This is a genomic window from Xanthomonas sp. WHRI 6108 (assembly GCF_040202385.2).
Lineage (GTDB): Bacteria > Pseudomonadota > Gammaproteobacteria > Xanthomonadales > Xanthomonadaceae > Xanthomonas > Xanthomonas arboricola.
This window is the reverse complement of the sequence record NZ_CP168198.1, coordinates 4,045,891-4,069,656: the sequence shown is the minus strand read 5'-3', so window position 1 is coordinate 4,069,656 and position 23,766 is coordinate 4,045,891. Positions and strand designations below refer to the sequence as shown.

Genomic DNA, 23,766 nt, shown 5'->3' with positions numbered 1-23,766 from the left:
GAACGCGGGGAGAACTGCAGCAGTTGCAGCGCTGACGCGGCCTAGGTGGCATCCGCATGCGTGTTTGCGCCGACATGCGCGCGCAGAAACGCAATCGATGCCTGCGCAACTTTATCGGCGTGCGGGGTCTTGTGCGGCGAGCCGATCGCATGCGCGCCGGTGTCGAAGGCCATCGCGCAGGTGTGCTCCGGCGCGCTGCCGAGCGCAGCGAACATCGCCAGCATCGCCGGCACCGAGGCGGTGGGATCCTCCTCGCCGTTGGCAGCGCGGTAATAGCCTAGAAACACCGGGCATTGCACGCGTGGCCACGGTGGATCGGCGGCAACCGCGTCGAACAGGCTGCGCAGCGCGCGGAATCCATCCGGGTGGATGGTGCTGGACCAGAACGCCAGCGACGCGGCGGTGCGCGGGCGCGGGTCGGTCAAGGGCGTCTGCGCGGCGCAGACCTGATCCAGCAGCGCCGGGTCGGCCGGCCGGATGCCCGGTGACCAGGCGACTACTGCAGCCACCGCGTCGGGGCGCTGTGCCGCAAGCCACAAGCCCAGCGTGGCACCCATGGACGAGCCGACGATCGCCACGCGTGCGCCCATGCGCTGTGCCTGCGCCAGTGCATCCAGGGCCGAGGCCTGCAACATCGCCGGCGTCAGCCCCTGCATCGCGTCGGCGGCGCTGCGGCCATGCCCGGGCCAACGGTGCACGTACAGGTTGGCAGCCAGCGCATCGGCGATCTGCTCGGGCAGTTCGCCGGCTTCTCCCGGGCTGGCGGTGAACCCGTGCAGGTACAGCAGCGCCAGCGGCGTGCGCGTCTGCGCGGCGGTGTGCCAGTGCCGGCGTGCCGCGTTGCCCGGTTTCAGGTCAGCCGGTTGCACGGCGGGCATGCGCGGCGAGGATGGCCAGCAATTGGTGCGCGTTGATCGGTTTGGACAGATAGCCGGCCACGCCGGCCGCGGTGGCCTCGCGCATCGAATCGGTGCGGGTGTCGGCGGTCAGCACGATGATCGGCGGCAGCGCGGCGATCGCCGCGCGCGCCTCACCCAGCGCGTCCCAGCCCGAGGTGCCGGGCATGTGCAGGTCGAGGAACACCAGGTCCGGCGCCGCCTCGCGGATGCGCTGCACCGCGTTGCTGCCATCGCTGTGAAAGCTCACTCGGTGCCCGGCGCGGGTGAGCAGATTGCCAATCACCAGCCGATTGGTGTCCATGTCCTCGAACACCAGGCAGTGCAGCGGCGGCACCGTCTCGGCATGCTGTTGCAGGGCCTCGCGCAGCGCCGGCGGGCGGCAGCCTTGCGCCGCGGCGGCGGCCAGTTCGAAGGTCCAGCGAAATACGCTGCCGCCGCCGGGGTTGTCGCGCACGCTCAGGCTGCCGCCCATCGCCTCGGACACCGACAGCGCAATGAACAGGCCCAGCCCGACCCCGCCCTCGGCGCGGCTGAAACCGGTGCTGAGCTGGGTGAAGGGCGTGAAGATATAGGCCTTCTGGGCGTCGGGAATGCCGATGCCGGTGTCGGTCACGGTCACCGCGATCGCCCAGCGCTGCTGCACCTGCGTGGCGGCGATCAGCACGTCGACCGCGCCACCGGCCGGGGTGAACTTGATCGCATTGATGACCAGGTTGGTGATGACCTGTTCGATACGCCCTTCGTCGCCGATGAGGTCAGGCGTCTGCGCCACATCGCTGCGCAGCGCCAGCGCCACGCCCTTGGTCGACGCTGCACTCGCGCACACCGCTTTGACCGTGGCCAGCACGTCGAGCAGGCTCAGCGGCTTGCTGTGCAGCTGCAGCCGGCCACCGTCGATGCTGGCCACGTCGATCACCTCGTTCACCCGATGCCGCAGCGCGATCGCATTGACCGTCACCGCCTGCATCAGTTCGCGCTGTTGCGCCGACAAGGTGTCGCTGTCGATCAGCTGCGCGCAGTTGATGACCGCGTTCAACGGCGTGCGCAGTTCGTGGTTCATGGTGCTGATGAAGCGGCTCTGCGCATCGCGCGCGGCCAGCGCCTGCAGGGCGATCTCCTGCATTGCGCTGACGATGCGCGCCACCAGCAGCGGCAGCACCACGCTCAGCGCCACTGCATACACAAAGTAGGCCGGCCGCGACAGCCAGTAGCCGGCCGGCGCGGTCAGCAGCATCAGCACGAAGGTGCTGAGCAGCACCGGCAGCGTTGCCTTCTGCCCATAGCGCGCCACCGCGGCGATGGTGATGAAGGGCAAGAAGGCGTTCAGCGACATCAGCAGGATGAAGGCCAGATAGGTCTGGATGCCGATGAACAGCAGGTTCATCGCAAACCCGATCGCGTCCAGCCACTCGCCCGGCGGAATGATCCTGCGTCGCACCAGCACCATCCAGACCACCGCCACCATCCACAGCGTCGCTGCGGTGGGGAAGACCGCCTGTGCATCCCTGACCAGCACCGGCTGCGGCCCGTACAGCCAGCCGAAGCACCACAGGGCCACGATGGTCTGCACGATCACCCGGCCGACGCAGGCGCGATATTCCAGGAACGATTCGAACAGCCGCACCAGCCTGTCGTTGCGCAGCTGCCGGGCGGCCAGAATCAGGCCGGGCGCTGCACGGTTGGATCCACTACGCATCGGGGGCGGTGTCGTCGTTGGGGAGGGTGCGCCGGTAATTCTTGACCAGCAGGCCGGCCGCGGTCGCAATCGCGGTGTAGCGCTGCGCAAGCGCGGACCCTAGTTCGCCGCCGTCGACATCGCCGCGCAACTGGTCGCAGGCATTCAGCAGTTCGGCAGAGCCGGTCAGCGAGAGCGTGTTCTTGAGCGAATGGATCTGCTCCAGTGCCTGCGCCTGGGTGGTGCTGGCCTGGCCGAGCGTGCAGCTGGCGATGGCGCGCTGCACTTCCACCGCAAACGCATCGGCAAACGCCGCGGCCGCCAGCGGGTCCAGCCCGGCCAACGTGTGCAGCGTCGAGCCGGCTTCGATGCGTGGCTGTGCGTGCGTCAAGGCGCACGCCGTCCCGGCAGCGGGCGGCGCCTGCGGCACTGTGGCCGGGTGCGCGCGTTGCAACAGGCTGGAGAGCAGGCCGCGCATGCTTGCATCAGATCCGTAACGCGCCGGTGCGCGCGTGGCCGATGCCCGGGCAGCGGACGGCTGCCACGCCGCGCTGTGTGGCCCGCCTGCACAGCGCGGCACGACAAGGCGCCGTGTCAGCCATCACGCGTGCTCAGTCGCGGAAGTTGTCGAACTGCAGCGGCAGCTCGAAATCGGCCTTCTTCAGCAGCGCCATCGCATCCTGCAGATCGTCGCGCTTCTTGCCGCTCACGCGCAGCTTGTCGCCATTGATCTGCGCCTCGACCTTGAGCTTGGCTTCCTTCAGCTTGGCCACCAGCTGCTTGGCCTGCTTCTGTTCGATGCCCTGCTTGACGGTGACCTTCTGGCGCGCACCGGCCAGGTTGGTTTCCATGTCGCCGAACTCCAGGCAACGCACGTCGATGCCGCGCGCCAGCAGGCGCGCGCGCAGGATGTCGGTCATCTGCTTGACCTGGAAATCGCTGGGCGCGGACTGGTTGATCGCCTTGCCGTCTTCCAGCTCGAACCTGGCCTCGACCCCCTTGAAATCGAAGCGCGTATCCAGCTCGCGGTTGGCCTGGTCCACCGCATTGGTCAGTTCGTGCTTGTCGACTTCGGACACCACGTCGAAGGAAGGCATGCAAAGCTCCTGCTGGCTGTAAACAGCCGCCATTCTAGGGCATCGCGTCATCGCCCCTGTCGACACAGGGTTGCCAGGCTGCGCGCACGCGCAGCGATAATGGTCCATGCCCACCACCCGCTCTCCGCTTCCCGCCATCGCCTGGATGGTGGCCGCCGTGGCCTGCTTCTCGCTGATGGATGCGGGAATGAAGCTGCTGTCGGCGCATTACCCGCCGCTGCAGGTCACCCTGCTGCGCGGCGCCGCCTCGCTGCCGTTCGTGCTGGTGTGGGTATTCGCCACCGCCGGCCCGCGCTCGATCGTGCCGGTGCGCTGGGGCCTGCACCTGCTGCGCGGGGCGCTGGGCATGGTGATGATCGGCTGCTTCGTCTACGGCCTGAAGCGCATGCCGCTGTCGACCGCCTACACGCTGTATTTCGTCGCCCCGCTGCTGGTGGCGGCACTGTCGGTGCCATTGCTGGGCGAGCGGGTCGGGCCACGCCGCTGGACGGCGATCGGCATCGGCCTGGTCGGGGTGATCGTGGTATTGCGCCCGGGCGTGGACGGGCTGATCTCGCTGCCCGGGCTGATGGTGCTGCTGGCGGCCACCGCCTATGCCATCGCCGCCATCACCGTCAGTCTGCTGACCCGCACCGACACCCCGCAGGCGATGGTGGTGTGGTTCCTGCTGTTCATGGCGGTCGGCGCCGGCCTGCTGGCCATTCCCGACTGGGTGCCGTTGCGGGGCGAGCACGCCTGGCTGATCGCCGGCATGGGCCTGGCCGGCGCACTGGGTCAGATTGCGCTGACCCAGGCCTTCCTGCGCGGCGAGGCCTCGATGATCGCGCCGCTGGAATACACCGGCCTGGTCTGGGTGATCGGCTGGGACTGGCTGCTGTGGCAGACCCTGCCCGACAGCTGGACCTGGACCGGCGCCGGCATCATCGTCGCCAGCGGGCTGTATCTGCTGCGCCGGGAGCGGATTCGGAAGGCGGATCGACCGATGTCGTTGGATAAGCCGTGATTGGGGATTCGGGATTTGGGATTCGCCAGAGCAACGGCAAGGCGCTCTGGCTTTTGCGAATCCCGACTCCCCAATCCCCAATCCCCAACTTAGAACTCATTGGAATATCGTCCGCAAACATTGACTGGTAGGCTTCACGGCCCCCCAATCGGCCACGCGCGGTGATCCAGTTTCAGCGCCTGCACAAGTCTTATTCCGTTGACGGTCGCCAGATCGTGGCGCTGCATCCACTCGATCTGCGGATCGGCCCCGGCGAGGTGTTCGGCATCATCGGCCATTCCGGTGCCGGCAAGTCGACCCTGATCCGGCTGATCAACCGGCTGGAAGAACCCAGCGGCGGGCGGTTGCTGATCGGCGACGAGGACGTCACCGCGCTGGACAGCCAGGGCCTGCGCGCGCTGCGCCGGCGTGTCGGGATGATCTTCCAGCACTTCAACCTGCTGTCCTCGCGCACCGTGGCCGGCAATGTGGCGTTTCCGTTGGAACTGGCCGGCACCCCGCGCGCCGAGGTCGATGCGCGCGTGGCCGAGCTGCTGGCACGGGTCGGGCTGGAGCAGCATGCCAGCAAGTATCCGGCGCAGCTGTCCGGCGGGCAGAAGCAGCGCGTGGGCATTGCGCGCGCGCTGGCCACCCGGCCGCAGATCCTGCTGTGCGACGAGGCCACCAGCGCGCTGGACCCGCAGACCACCGCCTCGGTGCTGCAGCTGCTGGCGCAGATCAACCGCGAGCTGGGCCTGACCATCGTGCTGATCACCCACGAGATGGACGTGATCCGCCGGGTCTGCGACCGCGTCGCGGTACTGGACGCCGGCAAGCTGGTGGAAACCGGCCCGGTGACCGAGGTGTTCCTGCACCCGCAGCACGCCACCACCCGGCGCTTCGTGTCCGAAGCCGAGCATGTGGACGAAGCCGAGCTGCATCGCGACTTCGCCGCGGTGGGCGGGCGCATCGTGCGGCTGACCTTCCTGGGCAACGGCACCTACGAACCGGTGCTGGGCCGCATCGCCCGCGAGACCGGGGTGGACTACAACATCCTGTCCGGGCGCGTGGACCGCATCAAGGACACCCCGTACGGCCAGCTCATCGTCGCGCTGACCGGCGGCGACCATAACGCGGCACGCGCCGGCTTCGTCGCTGCCGGCGTGCACGTGGAGGATCTGCGCGTATGACTCTGATCGCCACGACAAGCGGTTTTTTCCGCAATCTCGATGCCGCCAAGTGGGGCGATATCGGCCAGGCCACGCTCGATACCTTGCTGATGCTGGCCGGCGCGCTGCCGCTGACGCTGCTGATCGGCCTGCCGCTGGGCGTTGCGCTGTTCCTGTGCGGTGCCCCGCAGCTGCGCCGCCGCCCGGTGCTGTACGGGGTGCTCGCGGCACTGATCAACCTGCTGCGCTCGGTGCCCTTCATCATCCTGATGATCGCGATGATTCCGCTCACGCTGATGCTGATGGGGACCTCGCTGGGCGTGCGCGGCGCGATCCTGCCGCTGGTGGTCGGCGCCGCACCGTTCTATGCACGGCTGGTGGAAACCGCCTTGCGCGAAGTGGACCGCGGGATCATCGAAGCCAGCCAGGCGATGGGCGCCACCACCCGCCAGCTGGTGCTGCGCGTGCTGCTGCCCGAAGCGCGCCCGGGCCTGATCGCCGGCGCCACCGTGACCACCATCGCGCTGATCGGTTTCACCGCGATGGGCGGTGCGATCGGCTCCGGCGGGCTGGGCGATGTCGCGTACCGCGAGGGCTATCTGCGCTCGCATTCGGATGTCGCGCTGATCACCGTGATCGCCCTGCTGGTGCTGGTGCAGCTGCTGCAGATGCTGGGCGACTGGCTGGTGGCGCGCTACAGCCGGCGCTGAGCTGGACCGCGATCGCGTGTTGCCGGCGCGCGCAGGGCCCAGCAAGCACACGGGCCTGCCGATCGCGGCTCCACCTGCGGTCTGCTAGGTTTAGCGCTTGCGGCAGTGCCGCATTCCTCCTCCCACGGACCCCCACATGAACACATTCGCGTTTCGTTCCCTCCTGGCTGCGGCCACGCTGGCCCTGGCTTCCTGTGGCGGTAGCGGTAGCGGTGGCAGCAGCGGCGGCGACACGCTGACGGTGGCCGCCACCGCGGTGCCGCATGCCGAGATCCTGGAGGTGGTCGAACCGCTGCTGGCCAAGCAGGGCGTCAAGCTGGACGTGCGCGTGTTCAACGACTACGTGCAGCCCAACGACCAGGTCGTGCAGAAGCAGATCGACGTCAACTACTTCCAGACCGAGCCGTACCTGGATGCCTACAACCGCGACCGCAAGAGCCAGCTGGTGACCGTGGTCGGCGTGCATATCGAGCCGTTCGGCGCGTATTCGCGCCGGTTCAAGACGCTGGCCGAGCTGCCTACCGGCGCAGATGTGGTGATTCCCAACGACCCGAGCAACAACAGCCGCGCGCTGATCCTGCTCGACAAGGCGGGCGTGATCAAACTCAAGGACCCGAGCAATGCCCTGTCCAGCCAGCGCGACATCGTCGAGAACCCCAAGCAGCTGAAGTTCCGCGAGCTCGACTCGGCGATGCTGCCGCGCGTGCTCGACCAGGTCGACCTGGCGCTGATCAACACCAACTACGCGCTCGATGCCGGCCTCAATCCGACCCGCGACGCGCTGGCGATCGAGAGCAAGGACTCGCCGTACGTGAACTTCCTGGTCTCGCGCCCGGACAACAAGGACGACCCGCGCGTGCAGAAGCTGGCCAAGGCCCTGACCAGCCCGGAAGTGAAGGCGTTTATCGAGCAGAAGTACAAAGGCGCGGTATTGCCGGCGTTCTAAGAGCGGCGGTCCAACCGACCGCGCTCACCGCCAGGCGGGTGCGGCCGGCGCCCGGCATCGGCATGCACCTCGCGGACACGCCGGTTGCTGCGCGCCGTCCACGTTCACCTGGCGTCCGCGCGTTTCGGGTTGCCAACCACTCTTCGCCGCCACCGAGCATGTGATGCCACTTCTCCTCGCCATACCGCTGGCCGTGATCATCGCCCTGGCGGTGTTCGCGGTGCTGTTGCCGTTGTCGCTGGTGCAGCGCTTTCGTGTCGGCACCGCGCGGCGGCAGGCACGCGGCTGGCTGTTGATGATCAATTTGGTCTCGGCCGGCCTTTCCACCGTGTTGTTCGTGATCTTCGTGTTGATCGCCGCCGCGTTCTGGCCCGGCGCGATCAGCCATGCCGCCTTCGGCTGGGCCTGCGGGCTGGCGCTGGGGCTGCTGGCACTGCGTCTGACCCGCTTCGAGCGCACCCAGCAGGGCCTGTTCTACCGGCCCAACCTGTGGCTGGTGCTGGCCCTGACCGCGCTGGTGGTGGTACGCGTGATCGCCGGCATGGTGCAGGGGGGGCGCAGCACCTGGCAGGGTGCTGCCTGGCCCACGGAAGGGTGGCTCAGTCACGCCAGCCTGTTGGGCGCGGCCGGCGTATTGCTCGGCTATGCGCTCGCCTATGCCACCTTGCTGTGGTGGCGCTGGCGCAGCGCGCGCCTGCGCGGCAGCGTCTACTGGCGCTGAGCGGGCGGCGCCACGATTTCAAAGCATAAAAAAACGGGCCTTGCGGCCCGCTTTTTGTTCGACTGAAACGTCGCTTGCCGGCGTGCTTAGAAGCGCGCGCCGACGCCGAAGCCGACGGTCCACGGATCCAGTTCCAGCTCGCTGCCGGTGCCCTGGCCGCCCACGCGCAGTTCCGGACGCGAACGCATGTAGCGGGCGTCGGCACGTGCGAACCAGGTGGAGTTGATGTTCATGTCCACGCCGACGGTGCCGATGACACCCTTGGCGGTGTCCAGGCCCACGTGCTGGCCGGTGGCCGACGCCGCGTCGATCTTCTCGTTGCTGAAGTTCGACTCGTAGTAGCCCACGCCCACGAACGGACGGAACACGTTATCGGCCTGGCCGAAGTGGTACTGGCCGCTGATGGCGATCGGCTGCTGCTCGACGGTACCGATCTTGCCCACGCCATCGGCGTTGACACGGTGGTTGAACTTGTCAGCGGCGCCCCACAGCTCAACGGCCCAGTTGTCGTTGATGTAGTAGCTGGCGCTCAGCGTCGGTGCCGGGCCGCCATCGACGTCCAGGCCGGGAGCCGGATCGTTCTTTGGCTTGATCAGAGCAACACCGCCGACCACTGCCCAATGCTTTCCGGAAGCGCTATCGGCGCTGGTGGAAGCCGAGGAGGTGTCGCCGGTGTAGGTGGTGTCTTGTGCAAATGCCGACGGCGCAAACGCAAGTGCGGATACGGCAGCCAGGCTCAGGATGGAAATGGCACGCATTGGGGGTCTCCTCAGTGTTCTTGTTAGGCCCGTGGAGTGGGCCGCGCCAAAGCTATTCCTGAAAATCTGAATCCACGCCCACCCGTGGCTCGCTAAAATTTCGTTTGTTCAGCAAGTTTCCGGAGAAGGCCGTGGCTGCAGCAGGCAAGCTGAAAAAGACATTCACGCAGATGCGATCGCCGTGACGAAAACCGACCTGTTGCAGGGCCTTCCAGCGCACATTCCTAACGATTGCCGTGTCCTGGTGCTCGGCTCGATGCCGGGCAACGCCTCGTTGCACACGGCGATGTACTACGCCCATCCGCGCAACCGTTTCTGGCCGCTGATGCAGGAACTGCTGGGCATCCACGCCGGGTTGGCATATCCGGCGCGCCTGCAAGCGCTGGCCGACTGCAAGGTCGGCCTGTGGGATGTGATCGGCCAATGCGAGCGGCGCGGCAGCCTGGACACCGCCATCGTCGCCAGCAGCATCGTGGTCAACCCGCTGGCGTCGCGGCTGGCGACGCTGCTGCAGCTGCGCGCGGTCGCCTGCAACGGTGCGGCCGCTGCGCAGGCGTGGCGCCGCCATGTGCAGCCGCTGCTGCCGGTCGCCCTGCACACGCTGCCGGTATGGGCCTTGCCGTCCACCAGCCCGGCCAATGCGGCATGGTCGCTGCCACGGCTGTGCGCGGCCTGGCAGCCGCTGCGCGACGCACTGGATTAGCGACGTCGGATCGCCGCGCAACCAATTCATGAGCGAAGACATCAGCGAGCCAATGGCGCCATGCGAGCCATGTGCCTGCGTCGTGGCGGAGTTGGCCGACATCTGTCACCACCGCAACGCCGGCCGTGTAGGTCAGGGCGCAGCCACCGGCCGGAAGTCATGCCAGCGTCCGGCACGGGCAAGTGCCACTCCCGTGCAGGCATGCTGCAGCCAACGCATCAACGGAAGCGACCAGATGGCGATCAAGCACGCACTACCGATGGCAGCGGGCCTGCTGCTGGGCCTGCTGGTCGCCGTACCGGCTGCCAGCGCCGACGATTTGCACTGCAATGTCAGCAGCGACTACGACCTTACGCTCAACCCGCGCAGCCTGATCCTGATCCGCGCGTCGGGTACGCCGCAGCGACTGGTGATGCGCCAGGGCGCGTTGTTCGTCTACGACCGCTGGGTCGCGGTGAGCGCGGACGATCGCACGCGTTTGATCAACTTCGAGCGGCAGACCCGCGACGTGGTGCCGCTGGCGCAGGAGGTCGGGCGTGAAGCGGCCGATATCGCCGTCACTGCGCTGGGCGAGGTGGCGGCCGGCTTCAGCCGCAGCCCCGAGGCCACACGCGTGCAGCTGGCGGCCGTGCGCGAAAAGATCGACACCCGCCTGAAGCAGAGTTTCGGCAAGAGCCAGCTCACCTCGATCGATATCGATGACGACATCGGCGCGATGGTGGCCGAGCTGCTGCCGCAGCTGATCGGCGATGTCGTCGCCGGTGCGGTGCAGTCGGCACTGACCGGAAACGATCTGCAGCTGCGGTCGCTGGAAGGGGTGGAAACGCGCATCGAGCGCCTGATCGAGCCGCAGGCGCGTGCGTTGCGGCCACGCGCGCAGCAACTGTGCACGCGGGTCGAGGCGCTCGACGGCTTGGACAATGCGCTGGCGTATCGTTTGCCCTCGGGCGAGCCACTGCAACTGTTGCGGGTCGATCGACGCGCGTCGAAATGATCCGACGCATGCGCCGGCGAACGCTGCATCCCGTCCGGTGCGCGACTTTTTCCACGGCAATGGTTGGCGCTGCGGCCCGCAGCCGGCCACAATAGGGGTTTCCCCATTCTGTTGCCGGAGTTCCCCGTATGGCCGAAATCAAGGAAGCACTTGTCCCCGATATCGGTGACTACAGCGATGTCCCGGTAATCGAGGTGCTGGTGTCGGTCGGCGATACTGTCAGCAAGGACCAGAGCCTGGTCACGCTGGAATCGGACAAGGCCACGATGGAAGTGCCCTCGTCGGTGGCCGGCGTGGTCAAGGAGATCAAGGTCAAGGTCGGTGATTCGCTGTCGCAGGGCGCGCTGGTCGCGCTGATCGAAGTGGCCGACGCCGGCGCCGAAACCGCCGCCGCACCCGCCCCGGCCGCCGCTCCCGCCGCCCCGGCCAAGGCTGCGCCCGTTGCCGCGCCGGCGCCTGTCGCCAAGGCCGAGCCGGCTGCGCCTGCCGCGTCCTCGGACGGCGGCCTGGTCGAGGCCCGTGTGCCCGATATCGGCGATTACACCGACATCCCGGTGATCGAGGTGCTGGTCGCCGTCGGCGATACCGTCGCCAAGGACCAGAGCCTGGTCACGCTGGAATCGGACAAGGCCACGATGGAAGTGCCGTCCTCGGCCGCCGGTGTGGTCAAGGAACTCAAGGTCAAGGTCGGCGACACGCTCTCGCAGGGCAATGTGGTGGCGATCATCGCTGCCAGCGATGGCGGCGCCGGTGCGGCGCAGTCCCCGGCCAAGCCCAGCACCGACACCGCCGAAACCGCCGGCAAGGTCGAGCCGGTCGCCGTGTCTGCGGTGCCGGACAAGCTGGCCCAGCGCGAGATCGCGCAGGTGCAGGGCGCCCGGTCCAGCGAGGCCGCGCAGCCTGCGCAGGGCGGTCAGCCGTCGGCCGGGCAGCCGTCCAGCCCGCCGGTGACCTTCGACGCCGACAGCGTGCTGCCGTCCAAGGTGGCCTACGCCAGCCCGGTGGTGCGCGTGTTCGCACGCGAGCTCGGCGTGGATCTGAACCAGCTCAAGGGCAGCGAAAAGGGCGGCCGCATCACCCGTGAGGACGTGCAGCGCTTCGTCAAGGCCGCACTCAGCGGCGGCGCGCCTGCCGCAGCCGGTGCCGCACCGGCCGGTGGTGGCAACGGCCTGAACCTGCTGGCCTGGCCGAAGGTGGACTTCAGCAAGTTCGGCGAGACCGAGACCCAGCCGCTGTCGCGCATCAAGAAGATTTCCGGTGCCAACCTGGCACGCAACTGGGCGATGATTCCGCACGTCACCCAGTTCGAATCGGCCGACATCACCGACCTGGAAGCCCTGCGCGTGGCGCTGAACAAGGAAAACGAGAAGGCCGGCATCAAGCTGACCATGCTCGCCTTCCTGGTCAAGGCCAGCGCCGCGGCGTTGAAGAAGTTCCCCGAGTTCAACGCCTCGCTGGATGCGGCCGGCGAAAACCTGACCTTGAAGAAGTACATCAACATCGGCTTCGCCGCCGACACGCCGAACGGCCTGGTTGTGCCGGTGATCCGCGATGTCGACAAGAAGGGCGTGCTGCAGATCGCGCAGGAAAGCGGCGAGCTGGCCAAGAAGGCGCGCGACGGCAAGCTCGGCCCGGCCGACATGAGCGGCGGCTGCTTCTCGATCAGCTCGCTGGGCGGCATCGGTGGTACGGCATTCACGCCGATCATCAATGCGCCGGAAGTGGCGATCCTGGGCGTGTCCAAGTCGGCGATGCAGCCGGTGTGGAACGGCAAGGAGTTCGCCCCCAAGCTGATGCTGCCGCTGTCGTTGAGCTACGACCACCGCGTCATCGACGGCGCGCTGGCCGCACGTTTCACCACCTACCTCAGCCAGGTGCTGGCCGACATGCGCCGCGTCCTGCTGTGAGAGCAGCGCTGCTGACCTTCGCCCTGCTGGGCGTGCTGCCGTGGACATCCGCGGCGGCACGCGAGTGCGAGAGCACGCTCGGGCGCGGCTGGCCGCCGGCGGTGGGCAATTACGGCACCGCGGTGACCACGCTGCTCGACGCCGGCACCAGGCCGAGCCTGTCGCTGCTGACGCTGCCTACCCGCGGCGTGGAAAGCGGCGTATCGCTGGTGCCGGGCAAGGACGGTGCCGACTGGACCCTGCGGCATAGCCGCGCCGACGAGCGCGTCTACAGCTGGGTCAGCCAGAGCGATCGCGGCAGCGTGCAGTTCCGCACCGCGCAGACTCCGGAAACGGTCGAGATCCCGATTCCGGCGGCGTTGGCAAGGCGCCTGGTCAGCAACTGGACCGGCGCCCTGACGCAACTGGCGCCGAGCGGTCGCAGCGCCCCGGTGAGCGAGGGCGAGGTGCTGTCGTTCCAGGTCGATGGCGTGCGTTACAGCGGCACCCGCCCGAGCTGCGGCGCCGGCGAGTTGCTGCTGCAGCAGGCCGCGTTGCTGATCGAAGCCAGCGAAGGCAAGGAAAAGAAGCGCGACAAGCGCTGGACCCAAATCGAATCGTCGCTGGATGAACTCCAGCAGACGCTTGCCGGCACGGCCGGTTGAGCCACAGGAGAAGCAAATGGCGGTCATTGAAATCAAGGTTCCCGACATCGGCGATTACAGCGATGTCCCCGTCATCGAAGTGCTGGTCGCCGTCGGCGACAGCGTGGTCAAGGATCAGGGCCTGGTGACGCTGGAGTCGGATAAGGCCACGCTGGAAGTGCCGTCCTCGGCCGCCGGTGTGGTCAAGGAGCTCAAGGTCAAGGTGGGTGACAGCCTGTCCGAAGGTGCGCTGGTGCTGCTGCTGGAAGCCGAAGGTGAGGCCGCCGCACCGGCTGCGCCCGCCAAGGCCGACAGCAAGCCCGCACCGGCGGCTGCAGCGCCTGCCGCCGCGCCCGGCAGCAAGCCGCCGGTAACGCCGTCGCATCGCGCCCCGGCCGAACCCGCGCCGTCCAAGCCGGCGCTGGCCAGCGGCAAGCCGGCCGATATCGAATGCAAGATGGTGGTGCTCGGCGCCGGCCCTGGCGGCTACACCGCCGCGTTCCGTGCCGCCGACCTGGGCCTGGATACGGTGCTGATCGAGCGCTACGCCAGCCTGGGCGGGGTCTGCCTCAATGTCGGCTGCATCCCGTCCAAGGCGCTGCTGCATGCCGCCGCGGTGATCGACGAAGTGGCGCACGCCGGCGATTTCGGCGTGGACTTCGGCCAGCCCAGGATCACCCTGGACAAGCTGCGCGAGTACAAGGAAAAGGTGGTCGGCAAGCTCACCGGTGGCCTGGCCAGCATGGCCAAGCAGCGCAAGGTGCGCACCGTCACCGGCGTGGCATCGTTCGTGTCGCCCAACGAGCTGGAGATCGTCGGCGACGACGGCAAGACCCAGCTGCTGCGCTTCGAGCACTGCATCATCGCCGCCGGTTCGCAGGCGGTGAAGCTGCCGAACTTCCCGTGGGACGACAAGCGCGTGATGGACTCCACCGACGCGCTGGAACTGCACGACATTCCCAAGACCCTGCTGGTGGTCGGCGGCGGCATCATCGGCCTGGAAATGGCCACGGTGTACAGCGCGCTCGGCAGCAAGGTCACCGTGGTCGAGTTCATGGACCAGCTGATGCCGGGCGCCGACAAGGACCTGGTCAAGCCGCTGGCCGATCGCCTGAAGAAGCAGGGCGTGGAGGTCCATCTCAAGACCAAGGCCACCGACGTCAAGGCCGACGCCGGCGGCATCACGGTGTCGTTCGAAGCGGCCACCGAAGGCGAGAAGCCGGGTCTGCAGGCCACCGCCTACGACCGCGTGCTGGTGGCGGTTGGCCGCACGCCCAACGGCAAGAAGATCGGTGCCGACAAGGCCGGCGTGACCATCACCGAGCGCGGCTTCATTCCGGTCGATCGGCAGATGCGCACCAACGTGCCGCACATCTTCGCCATCGGCGACATCGTCGGTAACCCGATGCTGGCGCACAAGGCCACCCACGAGGGCAAGCTGGCCGCCGAAGTGGCTGCCGGCGAGAAGAAGGAATGGGTGGCGCGGGTGATTCCGTCGGTCGCCTACACCAACCCGGAAATCGCCTGGGTCGGCGTGACCGAGACCGAAGCCAAGGCCAAGGGTCTGAAGGTCGGCGTGGCCAAGTTCCCGTGGGCCGCCAGTGGCCGCGCGATCGGCATCGGCCGCACCGAAGGCTTCACCAAGCTGATCTTCGACGAAGAAACCCACCGCGTGATCGGTGGTGCCATCGTCGGCGTGCATGCCGGTGATCTGCTGGCCGAGATCGGCCTGGCGATCGAGATGGGCGCCGAGGCCGAAGACATCGGCCACACCATCCACGCGCATCCGACCCTGAGCGAATCGGTCGGCATGGCCGCCGAGGTCTACGACGGCACCATCACCGACCTGTACATCCCCAAGAAGAAGTAAGCGCCGCCACTTGCGGCACGGCCAGCGACGCCCCGCCTTGCGCGGGGCGTTGTCGTTTCGGTGTGCTGCCGGGAGGGGTTGCAGGGTGCGGCCGTTCCCACCGGGGCGCTGCATGCGCCACGGAATGCAGTGCTCGCAGTGCTGATGCTCTGCGCTGTGGTCCCATGGCGCGTTGCAGCTGCGCAGCGGGACGAGGGTCCGGCGCATCGTCGCCGGGCACAATGACCTGCCGTGCGGCGCAGGCGGGCGTGACGGTGTGGATGCTGGTGCGGCATTGCCATGCCGATCCGGTCTTCAAGGCGCAGATGTCGGGTGCGCTGACGCAACAGGTCGCGCATGGCGATACCGGCGCACTCGCTGGTGCCGTCGGCACCGCACAAGAAAACAAAAGGCCCGCAAAACGCGGGCCTTTTGGTGCAACGCTGCGCGTCGATCAGAACGCGAACGTCACGCCCGCAACCGGGCCCTTGAACTCCTGCTTCAGACCGATCAGGCCATCGCTGCCGCGCTGGTCGACGTCGAGCTTGAACCAGTCATAGCCGGCGAAGATGCCGAAGTTCTTGGTGAAGCGGTATTCGGCAATCGCGTTGGCGCGGCTCAGGTCGCCGTCGTAATCGCCAAAGTCGCCCCAGCTGGTGTTGAGGTACTGGCCCTGCACGTTGAACAGCCAATGCTCGCTCGGGCGCGCGGTGAAGCGGATGCCGACCACCGGCGCAACGCCGTCTTCGCTTTCGTCCAGCACATCGCCGCTGAAGACGCTGCCCAGGTCGGCGTACGCGTTGGCTTCGACCTTGGCGTATTCGGCGCCGATCTGCAGGCCCAGGCTGAATTCCGGCGAGTCGATCACCGAGTAGTCATACACCAGGGTGGCAACCTGATACTTCAGCTCGCCCTTGATGAAGCTGCCGGTCGGCACGGTGACGCCACCGCCGCTGATGTCCTGGGTCAGGGTCTCGCGGCGATCCTTGTCGTACTTGAAGTAATCGAAGATCAGGCGCTGGCGGGTGCTGATGCGGAACACGCCGTCGACGCGCGGCTCCCATTCCTTGCCGCCGAGCTTGAAGTCTTCGTTGACCGACACATTGTTGCCTGCCACCAGCGTGTTGCCACGGATGGTGTTGTCGTTGTCGACGTTCATCGCACCCAGACGGAGCTGGAAGCGGTCATCGGTATCTTCGGCGTGCGCCGGCGCGGCGTAGGCGGCAGCCAATACGCACGGGATGGCCAGTGCGAGAAGGTGTTTCATGGGGAGCTCCGAATTCTTGGAATGGTCAGGCGTTTCTGCCTGTGCGGCGCATCTTCGATAAGACGGCGTCTTTCATAAGTGAAGGAGCTGTCGCATTGCCGTGAAGGCCGAGATAGCAATCGGACAAAACGGTCCGCTGCTGCAGGGGTCAGACTTTAGTCGTACGTTGCGCAATCCGGGCGCCAGGCGCGAAGCGCCACGGCATGGGTCAAGCCGCCATGGCACCGATTGGACCGTCAACGGGAAGGTCGCAGGGTGCGACAAAATGCGTAAAAAGCAGGAGCCCCGATGCTCCGGGGCTCCCATACGCGACCTGCGGCGGGACCTTTCGACGAGGATGTGCAGGCCTCGCGGGTTATGACCTCCGGTTTGTGGCAAAGTTCCCACCCGCCGCGGCAACCCTGTATGGTGCGACGCAGCAACGGATGACCTCTGCCGGTTGTCTCGCAATTTGTCCCATTGCTATACTTTCGCGGCTCGACGAGGCGCATCTGCGCTTCCCACTCATTCACACGTAAGGTAACCGTAGTGCTGAACTCCGTTGACGCGGGTCGGCGGTTGATGCTGCGCGCTGCGGTATATCCGCTTGCCGCTGTAGCTATAACCAGTCTGGGGTTGCTGTTGGTCGGTCCCCGTTACTCTGCCGGTCTGGCATTGACCGGGTTTGCGACGGTGCTTGGCGGTTGGGTGGCAGCACGTACCGCGCTAGGTGGCGGTATCCAGGCAGCCGGCATTGCCATGGTCCGGCTGATCCTGGCGATGGTGTTGAAGTGGGTGTTGGTTTTCGTGGCGCTGGCGCTTGGCTTCGGCCTGTGGCGGCTGCCTCCTCTGGCCTTGCTGGCGGGTATCGCCATCGGGCTGATTTTTCAGGTTCTGGCTCTGGCCAGGCGTTGATTCGAACTTAAAGGGCTCCGGACACATGGCGGGCGAGGCAGCAACACCTACCTCCTATATCCAGCATCACTTGCAGAACCTGATCTATCCGGTTCGCGAGGGTGGCGGCACGTTTTGGACCATCCACGTCGACACCCTGGTCATGGCGGTGCTGATGGGCCTGGTGATGGTCTTCGCGTTCTGGACGGCGACCCGCAATGCCACCGCCGGCGTGCCGGGCAAGTGGCAGGCGTTTGTCGAAATCTGCCTGGAGTTTGTCGACCGCCAGGCCAAGGACACCTATCACGGCAGCAGCAAGCTGGTGACGCCGATCGCGATCACCATCTTCTTCTGGATCCTGTTGATGAACCTCATCAAGATGATCCCGGCCGATTTCATCGCCATCCCGCTGGGCTGGGCCGGCATCCACGCCTGGAAGCCGGTGCCCACCGCCGACGTCAATGCCACCCTGGGCATGTCGATCAGCGTGTTCTTCCTCATGATCGTCTTCTCGCTGCGCTCCAAGGGCGTGGGCGGCATGACCAAGGAATTCCTGACGGCGCCGTTCGGCAAGTGGATGATGCCGTTCAACCTGCTTTTGAACATCGTCGAGTGGCTGAGCAAGCCGATTTCGCTGGCGATGCGACTGTTCGGCAACATGTTCGGCGGCGAGATCGTCTTCCTGCTGATCTGGGTGCTGGGCGGTGCGGGCATCGCCGGCATGGTCGCTGGCGGCGTATTCGGCCTCGGCTGGATGCTGTTCCACCTGTTGGTGATTCCGCTGCAGGCCTTCATTTTCATGATGCTGTCGATCGTGTATCTGAGCCTTGCCGAAGACAGTCACTGAGTTTCGCTGCACCCTTCATACGCTTCATCCCGATTCATCCATCACCCTTAGAAACTTTCGTTCGGAGATCACCATGTACCTCGCCGTCCTGACCAACCTCGCTCAAGTCCAGAGCTCCACCGTCCTCGCCGTCGGCATCATGATCGGCCTGGCCGCGCTGGGTGCCGGCCTCGGTCTGGCCATCATGGCTGGCAAGTTCCTGGAATCGGCTGCGCGCCAGCCGGAACTGATCCCGGTGCTGCAGGTCCGCATGTTCATCACCGCCGGCCTGATCGACGCCGCGTTCATCATCAGCGTCGCCGTCGGCCTGCTGTTCGCCTTCGCCAACCCGCTGGCCCAGGTGTTCATCGAGCGTCTGTCGCAGGCTGCCGGCTGATCCAGCGGTAGCAGGATGTGGAGGCAACCGCTCGCGGTTGCGTCCGCGGATGAAGGTCGGAAAGCGTCGCCATGCGGTGGCGCTTTCACCCCTAAACAGCGATTGAGCGACCCATGGATATCACCCTTACCATCTTTGCCCAGGCGCTGGCCTTCGCCGGTCTGATCTGGATCGTCGCGACCAAGATCTGGCCGCCGCTGCTGCAGGCGATCGAAGAGCGTCAGCAAAAGATCGCTGAAGGTCTGGCTGCGGCCGATCGCAGTCAGAAGGATCTGGCGCAGGCGCAGGAAAAGGTCAACGAAGCACTGAAGGACGCACGCACCAAGGCCAACGAGATCATCGATCAGGCCCATGCGCGCGCCAACCAGATCATCGAAGCGGCCAAGCACGAGGCAATTGCCGAAGCCAACCGTCAGAAGGATCTGGCGCAGACCGAGATCGACGCGTCCGCCACGCGTGCCCGCGAGGAACTGCGCAAGCAGGTGTCCGTGCTGGCCGTCAGCGGTGCCGAGAAGCTGCTCAAGCGCGAAATCGATGCCAACGCCCACAAGGCGCTGCTCGACGAGCTGGCGGCGGAGATTTAATCGATGAGTCAGGCCCTCACACTTGCCCGTCCGTACGGCCGCGCCGCGTTTGCGATCGCGCGTGAGGGCGGCAACTTCGCGCCCTGGTCCGATGCGCTGGCGTTTTCGGCGCAGGTGGCCGGCGACCCGCGCGTGGCCGCGCTGCTGCTCAACCCGGCCCTGGGCCAGGATCAGGCAGTGACGTTGCTGGCGCCGCCGCAGGCGAGCGAAGACTATCTGCGTTTCCTCGGCCTGCTGGCCGACGCGCAGCGGCTGTCGCTGCTGCCGGAAGTGGCAGGACTGTACGAACAACTGCGGGCCGAAGCCGAACACGTCGTCAAGGCGACGGTGACCTCGGCGGCTGCAATGAGCCAGGCGGAACTGGACACGATCGCTGCTGCGCTGAAGAAGCGTTTCGGCCGCGAGGTGGACATCACCACCGCGGTGGATGCTTCGTTGATCGGCGGCGCGGTGATCGACACCGGCGACGTGGTCATCGACGGCTCGCTGAAGGGCAAGCTTGCGCGTCTGCAAAGCTCGCTCGCCCACTGAATTCACATAAACGCATGGCCCTCGCGGCCGGCACCTAGGACTGAACGATGGCAACCACGCTCAACCCCTCCGAAATCAGCGACCTGATCAAGACCCGCATCGAGGCGGTCAAGCTGTCCGCAGAGTCGCGCAACGAAGGCTCCGTGACCAGCGTGTCCGACGGCATCGTGCGCATCTTCGGCCTGGCCGACGTGATGCAGGGCGAAATGATCGAACTGCCGAACAACACCTTCGCGCTCGCACTGAACCTGGAGCGCGATTCGGTCGGCGCCGTGGTGCTGGGCGATTACGAGAACCTGCGCGAAGGCGACGTGGCCAAGACCACCGGCCGCATCCTGGAAGTGCCGGTCGGTCCGGAACTGCTCGGTCGCGTGGTCAACGCGCTGGGCGAGCCGATCGACGGCAAGGGCCCGTTGGGCGCCACCCAGACCGCACCGGTGGAGCGCGTTGCGCCCGGCGTGATCTGGCGCAAGTCGGTCGACCAGCCGGTGCAGACCGGCTACAAGTCGGTCGATGCGATGATCCCGATCGGCCGCGGCCAGCGCGAGCTGGTCATCGGTGACCGCCAGACCGGCAAGACCGCGCTGGCGATCGATGCGGTGATCAACCAGAAGGGCACCGGCATCAAGTGCGTGTACGTGGCGATCGGCCAGAAGGCCTCGACCGTTGCCAACATCGTGCGCAAGCTCGAAGAGAACGGCGCGCTGGCGCACACCGTGGTGGTGGCTGCGACCGCGTCCGAATCGGCCGCGATGCAGTACATCAGCCCGTATGCCGGCTGCACCATGGGCGAGTACTTCATGGACCGCGGCGAAGACGCGCTGATCGTGTACGACGATCTGTCCAAGCAGGCCGTGGCCTACCGCCAGATCTCGCTGCTGCTCAAGCGCCCGCCGGGCCGCGAAGCCTATCCGGGCGACGTGTTCTATCTGCACTCCCGCCTGCTCGAGCGCGCTGCGCGCGTGTCCGAGGAATACGTGGAGAAGTTCACCAACGGTGCGGTGACCGGCAAGACCGGTTCGCTGACCGCGCTGCCGATCATCGAAACGCAGGCCGGCGACGTGTCCGCGTTCGTGCCGACCAACGTGATCTCGATCACCGACGGCCAGATCTTCCTGGAAACCGACCTGTTCAACGCCGGCATCCGCCCTGCCGTGAACGCCGGTATCTCGGTGTCGCGCGTCGGTGGTGCGGCCCAGACCAAGATCATCAAGAAGCTGTCCGGCGGCATCCGTATCTCGCTGGCGCAGTACCGTGAGCTGGCCGCGTTCGCGCAGTTCGCCTCGGACCTGGACGAAGCCACCCGCAAGCAGCTCGAGCGCGGTCAGCGCGTCACCGAGCTGATGAAGCAGAAGCAGTACGCGCCGATGTCCATCGCCAACCAGGCGCTGTCGATCTATGCCGTCAACGAGGGCTACCTCGACGAAGTGCCGGTCAACAAGCTGCTGGCGTTCGAAGAAGGCCTGCACGCGCACTTCGCCAACACCCAGGGTGAGCTGGTCTCCAAGATCAACAGCACCGGCGGCTGGGACAACGACATCGAAGCTGCCTTCAAGAAGGGCATCGAAGAGTTCAAGACCACGGGCAGCTGGTAACAGCGCCGGGAGTCGGGATTGGGCATTCGGGATTCGTAGGAGCGGTGATCTGAGGGCTTGAACGCCCAGGATCACCAGTTCGGATCTCCAGATTCAGGTACTCGGGGTTTGTGGGTGAGGTGACGTCGGCGGCTTTGGCCAATCCCGAATCACCCATCTCAAATCCCACCATCGAAGCGAGCGAGTATGGCAGGCGGACGCGAAATCAAAACCAAGATCAAGAGCGTGCAGAACACCCGCAAGGTGACGCGCGCGCTCGAAATGGTCTCGGCCTCCAAGATCCGCAAGGCGCAGGACCGTATGAAGACCTCGCGTCCGTACGCGCAGGCGATGAAGCAGGTGATCGGGCATCTGGCGCAGGCCAGCACCGATTACCAGCATCCGTTCCTGGTCGAGCGCGAGCAGGTCAAGCGGGTCGGTTACATCGTGATCTCTTCCGATCGCGGCCTGGCCGGCGGCCTGAACAACAACCTGTTCCGCAGGATGCTGGGCGAAGTGCGCCCGTGGCAGGACAAGGGTGCCGAGATCGACGTAGTGACCATCGGCCAGAAGGCTTCGGCGTTCTTCCGTCGCATCAAGGTCAACATGGTCGGCAGCGTCACCCATCTGGGCGACAGTCCGCAGATCGAGCAGTTGATCGGTGTGATCAAGGTGATGCTGGATGCCTTCGTCGAGGGCAGGGTGGACCGCGTGTATCTGGTCTACAACCGCTTCGTGAACACGATGACGCAGAAGGCCAGCTTCGATCAGCTGCTGCCGCTGCCGGCCGCCGAGCACAAGGTGGCGCACCACGATTGGGATTACCTGTACGAACCCGATGCCGCGACCGTGCTGGAGCACGTGATGACGCGTTACATCGAGTCGCTGGTGTACCAGGCCGTGCTGGAAAACGTGGCCTCCGAACATGCTGCGCGCATGGTGGCGATGAAGGCCGCCAGCGACAACGCCAACAAGATGATCGGCACCTTGCAACTGGTCTACAACAAGGCGCGTCAGGCGGCGATCACCCAGGAAATTTCGGAAATCGTCAGCGGCGCGGCCGCGGTATAAGCACGGCCGGGATTGGGGATTCGGGATTGGTAGGAGCGCAGCGAACTGCGCCCTTGCGAATCCCCAATCACGAATCCCAAATCACAAAATTCCACGAGATGGCATCTGCCACTCGGACAGAACAAAGCTAACCGGAGCAGCAAAATGAGTCAGGGCAAGATCGTTCAGATCATCGGCGCGGTCGTCGACGTCGAATTCCAGCGCAATGAAGTGCCGAAGGTCTATCACGCGTTGAAGGTCGAAGGCACCGAAATCACCCTGGAAGTGCAGCAGCAGCTCGGCGATGGCGTGGTGCGCACGATTGCGCTCGGCTCCACCGACGGCCTGAAGCGCAACCTGCTGGCCACCAATACCGAGCGCGCGATTTCGGTGCCGGTCGGTGCCGGGACGCTGGGCCGCATCATGGACGTGTTGGGTCGTCCGATCGACGAGGCTGGCGACGTGCAGGCTTCGGACCATTGGGAAATCCATCGCGCTGCGCCGTCGTATGAAGACCAGTCCTCCAGCACCGAGCTGCTGGAAACCGGCATCAAGGTCATCGACCTGATGTGCCCGTTCGCCAAGGGCGGCAAGGTCGGCCTGTTCGGCGGCGCCGGCGTCGGCAAGACCGTCAACATGATGGAGCTGATCAACAACATCGCCAAGGCGCACTCGGGTCTGTCCGTGTTTGCCGGCGTGGGCGAGCGTACCCGTGAGGGCAACGACTTCTACCACGAGATGAAAGACTCCAACGTGCTGGACAAGGTCGCGATGGTGTACGGCCAGATGAACGAGCCGCCGGGCAACCGTCTGCGCGTTGCGCTGACCGGCCTGACCATGGCCGAGTACTTCCGCGACGAAAAGGACGAGAACGGCAAGGGCAAGGACGTGCTGCTGTTCGTGGACAACATCTACCGCTACACGCTGGCCGGTACCGAAGTGTCCGCGCTGCTCGGCCGCATGCCGTCGGCAGTGGGCTACCAGCCGACCCTGGCCGAGGAAATGGGCGTGTTGCAGGAGCGCATCACCTCGACCAAGAGCGGTTCGATCACCTCGATCCAGGCCGTGTACGTGCCTGCGGACGACCTGACCGACCCGTCGCCGGCGACCACCTTCGCCCACCTGGACTCCACCGTCACGCTGAGCCGTAACATCGCTTCGCTGGGTATCTACCCGGCGGTGGATCCGCTGGATTCCACCAGCCGCCAGATGGACCCGCTGGTGATCGGCACCGAGCATTACGACACCGCCCAGCGCGTCCAGCAGACCTTGCAGAAGTACAAGGAACTGAAGGACATCATCGCGATCCTGGGCATGGACGAGCTGAGCGAAGAAGACAAGCAGTCGGTGTCGCGCGCACGCAAGATCGAGCGCTTCTTCAGCCAGCCCTTCCACGTGGCCGAAGTGTTCACCGGCTCGCCGGGCAAGTACGTCTCGCTGAAGGACACCATCCGCGGCTTCAAGGCGATCTGCGACGGCGAGTACGACCACCTGCCGGAGCAGGCGTTTTACATGGTCGGCAGCATCGAAGAAGCCGTCGAGAAAGCCAACAAGATGAGCGCCAAGGCGTAAGAGCCGGGATTTGGCATTCGGGATTCGGGATTTGGTACGGCGGTGATTGGGACGGTGGA

General features: G+C 66.0%; 24 protein-coding genes and 1 other RNA gene. 19 read left to right on the top strand and 6 right to left on the bottom strand.

Features of this window, described 5'->3' with window-relative positions; all coding sequences use genetic code 11:
* Positions 1-41 precede the first annotated feature (41 nt).
* The 4 genes from ABQ039_RS17005 to ABQ039_RS16990 all read right to left on the bottom strand — a co-directional run bounded on the left by ABQ039_RS17005 (position 42) and on the right by ABQ039_RS16990 (position 3,671).
* Positions 42-878 carry an alpha/beta fold hydrolase gene (locus ABQ039_RS17005; RefSeq protein WP_221229782.1) on the bottom strand — a complete coding sequence of 279 codons (837 nt, stop codon included), beginning with the start codon at positions 876-878 and terminating at the stop codon, positions 42-44.
* Positions 856-2,595, bottom strand: coding sequence for an ATP-binding protein (locus ABQ039_RS17000; RefSeq protein WP_184615160.1), 1,740 nt, complete (start codon positions 2,593-2,595; stop codon positions 856-858). The genes ABQ039_RS17005 and ABQ039_RS17000 overlap by 23 nt, the downstream gene beginning before the upstream one ends.
* Entirely contained in the window at positions 2,588-3,052 is a 465-nt protein-coding gene (locus tag ABQ039_RS16995) for a hypothetical protein (protein WP_184615158.1), read from the bottom strand. The genes ABQ039_RS17000 and ABQ039_RS16995 overlap by 8 nt, the downstream gene beginning before the upstream one ends.
* A gap of 133 nt (positions 3,053-3,185) precedes the next feature.
* On the bottom strand, positions 3,186-3,671 hold the full coding sequence (locus tag ABQ039_RS16990; protein WP_016903460.1) for a YajQ family cyclic di-GMP-binding protein: 486 nt from the start codon (positions 3,669-3,671) through the stop codon (positions 3,186-3,188).
* A gap of 106 nt (positions 3,672-3,777) precedes the next feature.
* Between ABQ039_RS16990 and ABQ039_RS16985 the strand changes: the two genes are divergently transcribed.
* The 6 genes from ABQ039_RS16985 to ABQ039_RS16960 all read left to right on the top strand — a co-directional run bounded on the left by ABQ039_RS16985 (position 3,778) and on the right by ABQ039_RS16960 (position 8,199).
* On the top strand, positions 3,778-4,674 hold the full coding sequence (locus ABQ039_RS16985; RefSeq protein ID WP_065032901.1) for a DMT family transporter: 897 nt from the start codon (positions 3,778-3,780) through the stop codon (positions 4,672-4,674).
* A 161-nt stretch (positions 4,675-4,835) separates the two neighbouring features.
* A complete protein-coding gene (locus ABQ039_RS16980; protein WP_016903462.1) occupies positions 4,836-5,843 on the top strand; it encodes a methionine ABC transporter ATP-binding protein in 1,008 nt (335 codons plus the stop codon).
* Positions 5,840-6,532, top strand: coding sequence for a methionine ABC transporter permease (locus ABQ039_RS16975; RefSeq protein ID WP_024940266.1), 693 nt, complete (start codon positions 5,840-5,842; stop codon positions 6,530-6,532). Before ABQ039_RS16980 ends, ABQ039_RS16975 begins: the two co-directional genes overlap by 4 nt.
* A gap of 136 nt (positions 6,533-6,668) precedes the next feature.
* Complete coding sequence (locus tag ABQ039_RS16970) at positions 6,669-7,478, top strand: MetQ/NlpA family ABC transporter substrate-binding protein (protein ID WP_102255818.1); 810 nt, start codon at positions 6,669-6,671, stop codon at positions 7,476-7,478.
* 62 nt (positions 7,479-7,540) lie between these two features.
* Positions 7,541-7,616, top strand: a non-coding RNA gene (locus ABQ039_RS16965) — sX9 sRNA.
* A gap of 25 nt (positions 7,617-7,641) precedes the next feature.
* Complete coding sequence (locus tag ABQ039_RS16960) at positions 7,642-8,199, top strand: DUF1453 domain-containing protein (protein WP_349778359.1); 558 nt, start codon at positions 7,642-7,644, stop codon at positions 8,197-8,199.
* A gap of 86 nt (positions 8,200-8,285) precedes the next feature.
* Here the strand turns inward: ABQ039_RS16960 and ABQ039_RS16955 are convergent, their stop codons facing one another.
* Positions 8,286-8,957, bottom strand: a complete 672-nt coding sequence (locus ABQ039_RS16955; protein ID WP_016901022.1) for an OmpW family protein — start codon at positions 8,955-8,957, stop codon at positions 8,286-8,288.
* A gap of 175 nt (positions 8,958-9,132) precedes the next feature.
* On the opposite strand from ABQ039_RS16955, the gene ABQ039_RS16950 reads away from it, so the two are divergent.
* The 5 genes from ABQ039_RS16950 (at position 9,133) to lpdA (ending at position 15,054) form a co-directional block, all read left to right on the top strand.
* A complete protein-coding gene (locus tag ABQ039_RS16950) occupies positions 9,133-9,660 on the top strand; it encodes a DNA-deoxyinosine glycosylase (RefSeq protein ID WP_374057872.1) in 528 nt (175 codons plus the stop codon).
* Between the two features lie 235 nt (positions 9,661-9,895).
* Positions 9,896-10,654, top strand: coding sequence for a DUF2884 family protein (locus tag ABQ039_RS16945; RefSeq protein ID WP_349778358.1), 759 nt, complete (start codon positions 9,896-9,898; stop codon positions 10,652-10,654).
* A 128-nt stretch (positions 10,655-10,782) separates the two neighbouring features.
* Positions 10,783-12,561 (top strand): dihydrolipoyllysine-residue acetyltransferase, encoded by a 1,779-nt coding sequence (locus ABQ039_RS16940; protein WP_184615156.1) that lies wholly within the window; start codon positions 10,783-10,785, stop codon positions 12,559-12,561.
* Positions 12,558-13,205, top strand: coding sequence for a hypothetical protein (locus ABQ039_RS16935; RefSeq protein ID WP_054592378.1), 648 nt, complete (start codon positions 12,558-12,560; stop codon positions 13,203-13,205). Before ABQ039_RS16940 ends, ABQ039_RS16935 begins: the two co-directional genes overlap by 4 nt.
* 16 nt (positions 13,206-13,221) lie before the next feature.
* Positions 13,222-15,054 (top strand): dihydrolipoyl dehydrogenase, encoded by a 1,833-nt coding sequence (gene lpdA / locus ABQ039_RS16930; RefSeq protein WP_039525258.1) that lies wholly within the window; start codon positions 13,222-13,224, stop codon positions 15,052-15,054.
* A 433-nt stretch (positions 15,055-15,487) separates the two neighbouring features.
* Here the strand turns inward: lpdA and ABQ039_RS16925 are convergent, their stop codons facing one another.
* A complete protein-coding gene (locus ABQ039_RS16925) occupies positions 15,488-16,300 on the bottom strand; it encodes a hypothetical protein (RefSeq protein WP_026064024.1) in 813 nt (270 codons plus the stop codon).
* A 528-nt stretch (positions 16,301-16,828) separates the two neighbouring features.
* Between ABQ039_RS16925 and ABQ039_RS16920 the strand changes: the two genes are divergently transcribed.
* The 8 genes from ABQ039_RS16920 to atpD all read left to right on the top strand — a co-directional run bounded on the left by ABQ039_RS16920 (position 16,829) and on the right by atpD (position 23,707).
* Positions 16,829-17,194, top strand: a complete 366-nt coding sequence (locus ABQ039_RS16920; protein WP_016901016.1) for a hypothetical protein — start codon at positions 16,829-16,831, stop codon at positions 17,192-17,194.
* Between the two features lie 25 nt (positions 17,195-17,219).
* Positions 17,220-18,020 (top strand): F0F1 ATP synthase subunit A, encoded by an 801-nt coding sequence (gene atpB, locus ABQ039_RS16915; protein ID WP_016901015.1) that lies wholly within the window; start codon positions 17,220-17,222, stop codon positions 18,018-18,020.
* Positions 18,021-18,093: 73 nt separating this feature from the next.
* The gene (atpE, locus tag ABQ039_RS16910; RefSeq protein ID WP_002814105.1) at positions 18,094-18,396 is read left to right on the top strand and encodes a F0F1 ATP synthase subunit C; all 303 of its coding nucleotides are present in this window, start codon (positions 18,094-18,096) and stop codon (positions 18,394-18,396) included.
* Positions 18,397-18,509: 113 nt separating this feature from the next.
* Positions 18,510-18,980, top strand: coding sequence for a F0F1 ATP synthase subunit B (locus tag ABQ039_RS16905; protein WP_016901014.1), 471 nt, complete (start codon positions 18,510-18,512; stop codon positions 18,978-18,980).
* A gap of 3 nt (positions 18,981-18,983) precedes the next feature.
* The gene (locus ABQ039_RS16900; RefSeq protein WP_016901013.1) at positions 18,984-19,511 is read left to right on the top strand and encodes a F0F1 ATP synthase subunit delta; all 528 of its coding nucleotides are present in this window, start codon (positions 18,984-18,986) and stop codon (positions 19,509-19,511) included.
* 47 nt (positions 19,512-19,558) lie between these two features.
* Positions 19,559-21,106, top strand: coding sequence for a F0F1 ATP synthase subunit alpha (gene atpA / locus ABQ039_RS16895; RefSeq protein WP_039525261.1), 1,548 nt, complete (start codon positions 19,559-19,561; stop codon positions 21,104-21,106).
* A gap of 186 nt (positions 21,107-21,292) precedes the next feature.
* On the top strand, positions 21,293-22,156 hold the full coding sequence (gene atpG, locus ABQ039_RS16890; RefSeq protein WP_047129381.1) for a F0F1 ATP synthase subunit gamma: 864 nt from the start codon (positions 21,293-21,295) through the stop codon (positions 22,154-22,156).
* A gap of 144 nt (positions 22,157-22,300) precedes the next feature.
* Positions 22,301-23,707 carry a F0F1 ATP synthase subunit beta gene (gene atpD / locus ABQ039_RS16885; protein ID WP_016901010.1) on the top strand — a complete coding sequence of 469 codons (1,407 nt, stop codon included), beginning with the start codon at positions 22,301-22,303 and terminating at the stop codon, positions 23,705-23,707.
* Positions 23,708-23,766 lie beyond the last annotated feature (59 nt).

Bases quoted from the DNA above. Each gene is read 5' to 3' on its own strand.
- ABQ039_RS17005 (WP_221229782.1), bottom strand. From the start codon at position 878: ATGCCCGCCGTGCAACCGGCTGACCTGAAACCGGGCAACGCGGCACGC.
- ABQ039_RS17000 (WP_184615160.1), bottom strand. From the start codon at position 2,595: ATGCGTAGTGGATCCAACCGTGCAGCGCCCGGCCTGATTCTGGCCGCC.
- ABQ039_RS16995 (WP_184615158.1), bottom strand. From the start codon at position 3,052: ATGCGCGGCCTGCTCTCCAGCCTGTTGCAACGCGCGCACCCGGCCACA.
- ABQ039_RS16990 (WP_016903460.1), bottom strand. From the start codon at position 3,671: ATGCCTTCCTTCGACGTGGTGTCCGAAGTCGACAAGCACGAACTGACC.
- ABQ039_RS16985 (WP_065032901.1), top strand. From the start codon at position 3,778: ATGCCCACCACCCGCTCTCCGCTTCCCGCCATCGCCTGGATGGTGGCC.
- ABQ039_RS16975 (WP_024940266.1), top strand. From the start codon at position 5,840: ATGACTCTGATCGCCACGACAAGCGGTTTTTTCCGCAATCTCGATGCC.
- ABQ039_RS16970 (WP_102255818.1), top strand. From the start codon at position 6,669: ATGAACACATTCGCGTTTCGTTCCCTCCTGGCTGCGGCCACGCTGGCC.
- ABQ039_RS16960 (WP_349778359.1), top strand. From the start codon at position 7,642: ATGCCACTTCTCCTCGCCATACCGCTGGCCGTGATCATCGCCCTGGCG.
- ABQ039_RS16955 (WP_016901022.1), bottom strand. From the start codon at position 8,957: ATGCGTGCCATTTCCATCCTGAGCCTGGCTGCCGTATCCGCACTTGCG.
- ABQ039_RS16945 (WP_349778358.1), top strand. From the start codon at position 9,896: ATGGCGATCAAGCACGCACTACCGATGGCAGCGGGCCTGCTGCTGGGC.
- ABQ039_RS16940 (WP_184615156.1), top strand. From the start codon at position 10,783: ATGGCCGAAATCAAGGAAGCACTTGTCCCCGATATCGGTGACTACAGC.
- lpdA (WP_039525258.1), top strand. From the start codon at position 13,222: ATGGCGGTCATTGAAATCAAGGTTCCCGACATCGGCGATTACAGCGAT.
- ABQ039_RS16925 (WP_026064024.1), bottom strand. From the start codon at position 16,300: ATGAAACACCTTCTCGCACTGGCCATCCCGTGCGTATTGGCTGCCGCC.
- atpB (WP_016901015.1), top strand. From the start codon at position 17,220: ATGGCGGGCGAGGCAGCAACACCTACCTCCTATATCCAGCATCACTTG.
- atpE (WP_002814105.1), top strand. From the start codon at position 18,094: ATGTACCTCGCCGTCCTGACCAACCTCGCTCAAGTCCAGAGCTCCACC.
- ABQ039_RS16905 (WP_016901014.1), top strand. From the start codon at position 18,510: ATGGATATCACCCTTACCATCTTTGCCCAGGCGCTGGCCTTCGCCGGT.
- ABQ039_RS16900 (WP_016901013.1), top strand. From the start codon at position 18,984: ATGAGTCAGGCCCTCACACTTGCCCGTCCGTACGGCCGCGCCGCGTTT.
- atpA (WP_039525261.1), top strand. From the start codon at position 19,559: ATGGCAACCACGCTCAACCCCTCCGAAATCAGCGACCTGATCAAGACC.
- atpG (WP_047129381.1), top strand. From the start codon at position 21,293: ATGGCAGGCGGACGCGAAATCAAAACCAAGATCAAGAGCGTGCAGAAC.
- atpD (WP_016901010.1), top strand. From the start codon at position 22,301: ATGAGTCAGGGCAAGATCGTTCAGATCATCGGCGCGGTCGTCGACGTC.